At 71.8% G+C, this 8,201-nt stretch carries 8 protein-coding genes; 3 read left to right on the forward strand and 5 right to left on the reverse strand.

Going from position 1 to position 8,201, the window contains the following annotated elements; genetic code table 11:
* Positions 1 to 30 precede the first annotated feature (30 nt).
* The 3 genes from ABZ948_RS21195 to ABZ948_RS21205 all read right to left on the reverse strand — a co-directional run bounded on the left by ABZ948_RS21195 (position 31) and on the right by ABZ948_RS21205 (position 4,129).
* Positions 31 to 1,218, reverse strand: coding sequence for a damage-control phosphatase ARMT1 family protein (locus ABZ948_RS21195; protein WP_359761708.1), 1,188 nt, complete (start codon positions 1,216 to 1,218; stop codon positions 31 to 33).
* Between the two features lie 174 nt (positions 1,219 to 1,392).
* Complete coding sequence (locus tag ABZ948_RS21200; protein WP_359761710.1) at positions 1,393 to 2,040, reverse strand: ScbR family autoregulator-binding transcription factor; 648 nt, start codon at positions 2,038 to 2,040, stop codon at positions 1,393 to 1,395.
* Positions 2,041 to 2,329: 289 nt separating this feature from the next.
* A complete protein-coding gene (locus ABZ948_RS21205) occupies positions 2,330 to 4,129 on the reverse strand; it encodes a S8 family peptidase (protein ID WP_359761712.1) in 1,800 nt (599 codons plus the stop codon).
* A 361-nt stretch (positions 4,130 to 4,490) separates the two neighbouring features.
* On the opposite strand from ABZ948_RS21205, the gene ABZ948_RS21210 reads away from it, so the two are divergent.
* Positions 4,491 to 5,348: a lytic polysaccharide monooxygenase auxiliary activity family 9 protein gene (locus ABZ948_RS21210; protein WP_359761714.1), complete on the forward strand. Its 858-nt coding sequence runs from the start codon at positions 4,491 to 4,493 to the stop codon at positions 5,346 to 5,348.
* A gap of 18 nt (positions 5,349 to 5,366) precedes the next feature.
* Here the strand turns inward: ABZ948_RS21210 and ABZ948_RS21215 are convergent, their stop codons facing one another.
* Entirely contained in the window at positions 5,367 to 6,008 is a 642-nt protein-coding gene (locus tag ABZ948_RS21215) for a Tat pathway signal sequence domain protein (protein WP_359761716.1), read from the reverse strand.
* A 622-nt stretch (positions 6,009 to 6,630) separates the two neighbouring features.
* Here ABZ948_RS21215 and ABZ948_RS21220 point away from each other — a divergent pair.
* Both ABZ948_RS21220 and ABZ948_RS21225 read left to right on the forward strand, forming a co-directional pair.
* A complete protein-coding gene (locus tag ABZ948_RS21220; RefSeq protein ID WP_359761718.1) occupies positions 6,631 to 7,302 on the forward strand; it encodes a DUF6230 family protein in 672 nt (223 codons plus the stop codon).
* Positions 7,302 to 7,739 carry a DUF6114 domain-containing protein gene (locus ABZ948_RS21225; protein WP_359761719.1) on the forward strand — a complete coding sequence of 146 codons (438 nt, stop codon included), beginning with the start codon at positions 7,302 to 7,304 and terminating at the stop codon, positions 7,737 to 7,739. The genes ABZ948_RS21220 and ABZ948_RS21225 overlap by 1 nt, the downstream gene beginning before the upstream one ends.
* On the opposite strand, the gene tatA is transcribed toward ABZ948_RS21225, so the two are convergent.
* Positions 7,736 to 7,957: a Sec-independent protein translocase subunit TatA gene (tatA, locus tag ABZ948_RS21230; RefSeq protein ID WP_359761721.1), complete on the reverse strand. Its 222-nt coding sequence runs from the start codon at positions 7,955 to 7,957 to the stop codon at positions 7,736 to 7,738. The two genes, ABZ948_RS21225 and tatA, sit on opposite strands and share 4 nt — an antisense overlap.
* Between the last annotated feature and the right edge of the window lie 244 nt (positions 7,958 to 8,201).

Raw genomic sequence — 8,201 nt, forward strand, 5'->3', positions numbered from 1 at the left:
CGTGCCTTGCTCAGCCCGTCCGCACCTGGATCAGCCCGTCCGCACCTGGATCAGCGCGTGTGTGCCGCTGGTGCGCCAGCGCTGGTCCTCCGCCGCGATCAGTTCCGCCTCGGTCCGGCCGTCGAGGCCGGTGATCACGTCGGACTTCAGGGTGCGCAGGGCGGCCACCGGGCCGGGGAAGTACGCGGTGACGTCCGTGAACGGCGTGGTCGGGGCCCAGAGCCGGTCGCCCACCAGGCGGCGGTAGTTGAGATCGCCCTTGACGATCGTGAGCGTCGCGGCGGCGAACTCCTCGCGCAGATCACCGGGCATGTCCGCGTACGGCAGCGGGGCGCTGGAGAAGGGGTGGGCGCGCAGAGTGAGGCGGCCGTCGGCGAGGGCGGACCACAGCTGCCGTCCGTACGCGGCGGCCGCTCCCCCGGCGCCGGTCAGCCGGCGCAGGGCGTCGACGACGTCGGCGGTCGTGGCGTCGGAGACGTAGTAGGGGTAGGGCTTGACGTGCAGGACGGCCTGCCCGATACGGCCGCTCGCCAGGAGGTGGGCGATGAGCAGCAGATCGGGCACGAGTTCGCGGCCCGCGTTGTCCGCGACCAGGCACAGCGTGCCCGGGCTCCGGCCCGCGGTGTCGAGCAGTGACCAGAGGCGGTCGCTGTCGTCGGCCACCAGGCCGGGGGCGGCGTCCGCGTCCCGGGCGCCTTCGGCGGAGAGGCGGAAGCCGAGGTCGGCGCGGTTGCCCCAGAGGGAGCCGTGGAGCAGGGCCCGTTCCTGTTCGGCGGCGGGCCGGCCGGCGAGGTCGTCGAGCGCGGCCAGTTCCTCGTCGGTCTCGGCGGAGTCGAGTTCGGCCCGTTTGAAGGGGCGGAAGGGGTCGATGCCCTGCCAGGGGCCGGGGCCGAAGTAGCCGACGGCCTGGAGCAGTCGGCGGTAGAACCAGCTCTCCGCCCACAGCCAGGGCACGTCGAACCAGGACCGGCCGGTGTGGGCGCGCAGCCCCCAGGACTCCCAGTGGTCCCGGTCGTGCGCGTCGGCGGGGAGCGGTTCGATCTCACCCTTGGTGCAGTTCGCCAGCAGCTCGTCGAGCGCGCGGTGCTGTGCGGGTTCGTACGGGAAGGCCTCGCGGACCTGCCGGATGATCGCGGGGTGCCGCTCGGCCAGCACGCTGTGCGGGAACGAGCCCGGCCGGTTGCCGAGGAGCACGGGCGCGGAGGGGGTGTCGGGCATGTGCCTCACCGTAACGCGCGTGCCCGGCGCGGCACCGCGAGCCCGTGGTGGCACCGTGAGCCCGTGGCGGCATCCGGTGCCCGTCGCGGTACTTGCGAGCCCGGCGCGGCACCGCGCGTGCCCCTCACGGCACCACGCGCGCCCTCGCACCGACCGAGCGCTCGGCGCCTGCCGTCACACCGGCGCGATCTCCCGCTCCAGCCGGGCCGCCAGGCTGAGGTAGCGGGCGCGGCGGGTCACCGGGACCAGGCCGCGGATGAGTATGTTCCACATCTCGGCCGTCCTGCGGGGCTGGCGGGCGACGGGCTCGCGGGAGCGGCCGACGACGCGGGTGCCGACGAAGAAGCAGACCAAGGAGTGGGCCACGACGTCGATGTCGATGTCCGGGTGGACGTCGGACTCCTTGACCGCGCCGACGAGCCGGGCCGTGACGATGTCCAGCCACTCCGTGAACGGATGGCTCAGCGGCGGCCGGGGCCGGATGCCGCCGGTGGCGAGCCGCAGGCCGGCCCGCAGCACCGGGTCCTCGACGGACATGCGGGTGATGCCGAACGTGAGGCGCATCAGCGCCTCCAGGGACGTGTGGCCGCGGTTGTCGGTCTCCGTCGCCAGCCGGCGGGCGGTGTGCGACTGGAGTTCGAGGATCGCGTGGGCGAGATCCTCCTTCGCCGCGAAGTGGAAGTAGAGGGCGCCCTTGGTGACTTGGGCGTGCTCCACGATGTCGCTGAGACTGGTCGATTCGTAGCCGCGACGGTCGAACAGGTCAGCGGCGGCCGTGATGATCGTCGAGCGGGTCTGCTCGGCTCGCAACTGCCTCACCATCGACTGAACTCTCCCGGGACGGAAATGAACGGGTCATGCCGTTTGTTTTTACCCCCCGTACACGATAACTCACCCTGAGACGGCGCTCATCACACCAGTGTGCCGGAGTACGGGTGCACATCCGGCAAAACAAGCGCAACTGGTGAAAGAAAACAGCGCGTTCGGTATCTAACTGTGGGGGTTGTACGGGCAGACGTAAAGGCGGGCCGGCCGGTGCCCCATCCGCACCGGCCGGCCCGCCCGTTCGCGGCCTGCCTCGTTCAGCGTTCCCGAGAGAGGTTCAGAAGGCTCAGAAGGTCAGCTTCCAGCCGTTGAGCGTGCCCGTGTCCTGCGCCGCGGTGTCCTGGACGCGCAGCTTCCAGGTGCCGTTGGCGACCTCGCTGGAGGCGTTCACGGTGTACGTGGTGTTCACGTTGTCGGCGGAGTCCGACGCGGCCGACTTCAGGCGGTACGTCGAGCCGTCCGGCGCGACCAGGTCGATGACGAGGTCGCCGCGGTAGGTGTGCGTGATGTCCACGCCGACCTGGAGGGCCGAGGGGGCGTTGCCGGTGCGGCCGGTGACGCTGATCGGCGACTCGATCGCGGAGCCGTTGTCCGGGATGGCGACGGCCGTGGTGCTGGAGAAGGTCGTGCCGGTCGACGTACCGCCCTTGACGGCCTGGACCGTCTTGGCGGCGTCCGCGAGACCGGCGCCGCAGCCGCCGGAGCAGGTGCCGGGCAGGGCACGGGCGTTGGCCTTGATGGCCGACTCGATCTGCGCCGGGGTGAGGGCCGAGTTGGCCGACTTCATCAGGGCGGCGAGGCCCGCGACGTGCGGGGTGGCCATGCTGGTGCCCTGGTAGTAGGCGTAGTTCTCCGTCGACGGCGTCTTGGTGCCGGAGTTCAGCGTGGACAGGATGCCGTTGGCGGTGGAGGTGCGGGTCTCGCCGCCGGGGGCCGCGATGTCGACGACCGAGCCGTAGTTGGAGTAGGAGGCGCGGCTGCCGGCGCGGTTGGTCGCGGCGACGGTGATGACGTTGCCGCAGTTCGCCGGGGACGAGCTGGAGGCGTTGGTGTTCTCGTTGCCCGCCGCGACGACGACCGAGGTGCCGCGGTTCACGGCGCCGTTGATGGCGCTCTGGGTGGCCGTGGAGCACGCGCCGCCACCGCCGAGGCTCATGTTGATGACCTTGGCGACGTTGGTGTTGGCGGGCACGCCGGAGACGGTGCCGCCGGACGCCCAGGTGATGGCGTCGATGATGTCGGAGTCGTAGCCGCCGCACTTGCCGAGGACGCGGATCGGGGAGATCTTCGCGCCGTAGGCGATGCCGGCGACGCCCTTGCCGTTGTTGGTGGCGGCGGCGATCGTGCCGGCGACGTGCGTGCCGTGCCAGGAGGAGTTGGACGCCGGGATGCCCGCGCCGCACTCATTGGCGTTGTACCAGTCGCCCGGGTCGGCCGGGTTGCTGTCGCGGCCGTTGCCGTCGACGGAGACGGCCGTGTCGGAGATGAAGTCGTAGCCGCCGACGATGTTCGCGGCCAGGTCGGAGTGGGCGACGTAGCCGGTGTCGATGACGGCGACGGTGACGCCGGTGCCGGTGGTGGTGTCCCACGCGGCCGGGACGTTCATGCCCGCGGTGGACTCGAACAGGTCCCACTGCTTGCTGTACTCGGTGTCGTTCGGGGTGACGGCCGTCGGCTTGTTCAGACGGTCCGGAACGACGTAGGCGACCTGCGGGTCGGCCTCGTACGCGGCGACCACGTCGGCGACGGACGCCCGGCTGGGGTCGGCGCCCAGGTCGACGAGGGCGGCACCGGTGCCGAGGCGGCGCTGGAAGTCGACGTCCTCGCCGGTCTTCTCCGCCTTGGACGCGGCGTCGGCGGCGGCGGCCTTGTTGGACTTGGCCTCGCTGGCGCCGGACTTGTAGCCGACGATGAGCCGCTCGGCCGTGGTGCCGGGGGCGGCCTCGGTCTGCGCGGCCGGGACGGCGGCGGGGCTGGGCGCGGACTCCTGGGCGACGGCGACCGAGGCGGGGGCAGCGGTCAGCAGGGCGACGGAGACGGCGGCGACGGATATCAGCTTCCGTCTGAGCTCTGGGGAGGTACGCACGGTCGTTGCCTTTCGTGGCCGGACTCCGGGCTGGGGCGGAGCGGCGGTGGAGTCGCTTCGTCGTCGAAGCGGAGGGGGGTGGTTCGAAAAGCGAAGAGCGACGCGATGGCCGGCCAGGCGCGAGTGGGGAGCGGACCGTTCGGGGTTACCTGTGGGTCAGCTGTGCTCGAACGATAGGCAAAGGGAAGGTCATCGGGATACGGGGGAAACCCTCGATCCGGCCGGCTCCCCACCCTCTATGGCGGGCCGTCGAGCGTGAATGGCCCCTTTTCGAACGGCTCGTGGCGAGGTGAACGCGCCGGGCCGGTTTCCCGTACTGCATGACCGACTGCTCCCATCCCGGCCGAGGAGACGCAGAGGCATGCCCCGTACGACCGCACACCGCACCGCGCTCGCGGCCGCCCTGGTGACTCCGCTGCTGGTGCCGCTGTGGGCGGCGGGCCCGGCGCGGGCGCACGGTGCGCCGACGGATCCCGTGAGCCGGGTGGTGGCCTGCTCCCCGGAGGGCGGTGACCGCGCGGGCTCGGCGGCGTGCCGCGCGGCCGTCGCCGCGAACGGCGCGCCCTTCACGGCGTGGGACAACCTGCGGGTGGCGAACGTGGACGGCCGGGACCGGCAGACGATCCCCGACGGCGAGCTGTGCAGCGGCGGCCTGCCCGCCTACCGGGGCCTCGACCTGGCCCGCGCCGACTGGCCGGCGACCGAGGTGGCGCCCGGCGCGAGACTGACCCTGCGGTACGTCTCGACGATCCCGCACACGGGCACGTTCCGGATGTACCTGACGAAGCCGGGCTATGACCCGGCCGAGCCGCTGTCCTGGGCCGATCTGCCCGAGAAGCCGTTCGCGGAGGTGACGGACCCGGCTCTGACGGACGGCGCGTACCGCATGGAGGCGACCCTGCCGTCCGACCGCGCCGGACGGCACGTGCTGTACACGGTCTGGCAGAACAGCAGCACACCGGACACCTATTACTCGTGCTCGGACGTGGTCTTCCCGGACCAGGAGGCGGAGAGGACCACGGAGAAGCCGGAGAACGCCGAGAAGACGGGGAACACGGAGAAGCCGGAGAACACGGGGAAGCCGGAGGAGACGCTGCCGGCCTCCGCGCCCGGCCGCCCGGCCTCCGGCCCGTCCACGCCCACGCTGGCGGGCGGCGCCGCGGCGGTGCTGGTGCTCACCGGCGGCGCCGCCCTGGCCGTCCGACTGCGACGGCGCTGAACCTGCGCAGGAGGGGCGTCAGTTGACGGTGACGGCGACGCCGCCCTTCGTCACCGGGGCGTACTTGGCGGTGAAGAAGGCGTTGCCGAAGCACAGCGACGAACCGGACACCTTGGTGAACTGCTGGTTGGTGAAGGAGATGCTGTTGTCGGCGTTGCTGGACGTGCCGGTGAGGCCGGGGGCCTGGTAGACGCAGGTGATCGTGCCGAGCAGGGTGCGCAGCTTGACCGTGGACTGGACGGTGGAGCCCGGGGCCGGGGTCACGGAGACGGTGCCGTCGGAGGACACGCTCGTGGTGTAGGGCAGGTTGTCGACGGTGATGCCGCTGACGCCGAGCACGCCCACGACGTTGGTGGTGCAGCCGCTGGTGTCGAAGCTGTGCGAGGTGAGGGACTCGGTGGCGGTGCCGGGCGCGGCCGGGTTGTCGGTGACGGTCGCGGCGAACGCCGACTTGGTGCAGGAGATGCCGCTGGTGCCGGTCGCGCTGGAGTAGAAGGTGGCGGCGGTGCCGCTCGCCAGGGACGCGTCGAGGACGTCGCCGACCGCGACGGCCGCGCCGTCGGCGGTGGTCAGGACGGGGGTGTCGGCCGCCGAGGCGGGGGCCGCGAGACCCAGGGCGGCGACGGCGGTGGTGAGGGCGAGGAGGGTGCGCGTGCGCATGCGGGTGTACCTCTTCTCTGAAGCGGGGGGTGAGGGTGGCGGACGCGCGTCGGCGTCCGCCGTCGCCGGCCCGTCACGCCTTCTCCGTACGTGACGGGCCGGGGACGGCAGGCCGGTGACCGGCCGGAGGCAGCCACGGGGACAGGCCTCCGGCCGGGCCGGGCGGGGGGTGGCGGGCGGCACGGCTGCCGTGCCGTGGGATTCGGACGCGGGCGATGGAAAGCCCGTGCGGACGCATCGGATGGTGAGGAGCCCGTGCGGGACGGGCGGTCCGGGACGCGCGGTCGGTGCCGCGCGGCGGATCCGGCGCCACGGATCCGGTGGGACGAGGAGAGTTGTAGACCTCGGCGTCCGTCAACGTCAAGGCTTTGCAAGGGAGTTGTGCGGGGCGTGAGCCTTCGCGGGTGCCGGTGGCTCACATGCGGCGCACAATCGACACTCTTTGTTCACACTTCCCTTGACCCTTCATGTAACCCCCGGTAACTTCCTGAACGGCTACTGCGGCGTAACGAGAAAGCCCTTGCAACCACCGGGAGTTGCGGGGAGACGTACGCACGCGGTCGGTGTCCGCGCCAGGGCAACGTGCCACCCCGATCCGCACTCGTATGCACCTGGAGCAGACATGACCTCCTCCGCCGAGCACACCCCCGAAAGACCGGACGGCTCCGTCGCCCCGGACGTCGGCGACGTCCCCGCGCGGCGCGGGCGGGTCCGGGCGCGCCGGGCCGCGGTGATGGCGGTGCCGGCCGCCGCGGTCGCCGCGGGCCTCGCGATCCTCACCGCCGAGGGGGCGCTGGGCGTGCAGTTCGCCATCTCCGGCATGCCGTTCACGGTCACCGCGACCGAGCTGAACGGCACCGGCTTCGCGCAGTTCGGCGGCCTGGACGAGATGGCCGAGGGCAGCCCCAACGCGGGTGACACCGGCGGTCAGGTGCTGGTCGTCACCTCCGTGATCAAGAACGCGACGCTCACCAAGCTGTGCCAGAGCGTGGACCTGGGCGGCACGAACCTGGTCATCCGGGCGGGAGAGGGCTCGCAGAAGGTCACCGCCAGCGATCTGACGACCGACTCGACCCAGCTGTCCGGCGACGCGGCGTTCAACAACATCGAGATCGGCAACGACGCCAGCACGCTCGACAAGGCCGGGCCGCTGGGCCGCGGCCCCAAGGGCGTCTTCAGCCAGCAGTCCGACACCGTGCACATCGCCAACCTGCGGCAGACCAACTACGCCACGACCGCCGGTGTGTTCAAGCTGCCCGGTCTGAAACTGGGCTTCAGCGGGTCGGGTTGCTGATGCCCGGCCGCGCACGCGGGGACCTCCGGCCCGCCTTCCGGCGGTGGCGGGCCGGCCGGCCGTTCTGGGGCGGGCTGCTGCTCGCCCTGGGCGGGGCCGAGGTGCTGCTCACCCTGAAGGCGTCCCTGGACGTCATCCTGCACGTCGGCATGCAGGGGCTGGCCGGCTATCTGCTCCCCGCCGTGATGCTGCTGTGCGGGCTGCTGGTCCTCTTCAATCCCGCCCAGCGCCTGTTCTACTCGGTGATCGGGGTGCTGGTCTCCCTGGGCACCTGGCTGACGTCCAACCTGGGCGGCTTCTTCGTCGGCCTGCTCCTCGGCGTGGTCGGCAGCTGCCTCACCTTCGGCTGGCTCCCGGACCAGGAACCGCGCGTCAGCCGCCGCAAGCGCCGGAAGGCGGCCCGGGCGGCGAAGACCGCGATCCCGGCACAGCCCTAGTCGGCATCCACGGGCGCCGCGGTCCGGGCCCGGTCCTGTGTCCCGGGTGCCGGGTCCGCGGCGTTCTCCTCCTTCAGCGCCTTGGCCTCGCTCTTGAGGATCCGCATCGAGCGGCCGAGCGAACGCGCCGTGTCCGGCAGTTTCTTCGAGCCGAACAGGACGATCACGACGATCGCCACGATCAGCAGGTGCCAGGGCTCCAGTCCGTTGCGCAGCACGTCATGCTCTCTCTCGTCTCGACAGTTGCTACATTGCGCAACTGTACAACCCCCGGGCGAGAGGCAAGCAGACGCCGATGACGGTGACCAGCAACCGCAGGACACAGCCGCCGCGGCACCGGAGCGGGGGTGCGGGCCGGGGCAGCCGGCAACTCCCGCGCGGCGACCGGCATCGCCGTACCGACGGCCGTCGCCTCGAAGGCGATGAGCAGCACGACGGAGACGATCCCGACACTCAACGCCC

The organism is Streptomyces olindensis (assembly GCF_040645895.1).
GTDB lineage: Bacteria > Actinomycetota > Actinomycetes > Streptomycetales > Streptomycetaceae > Streptomyces > Streptomyces olindensis.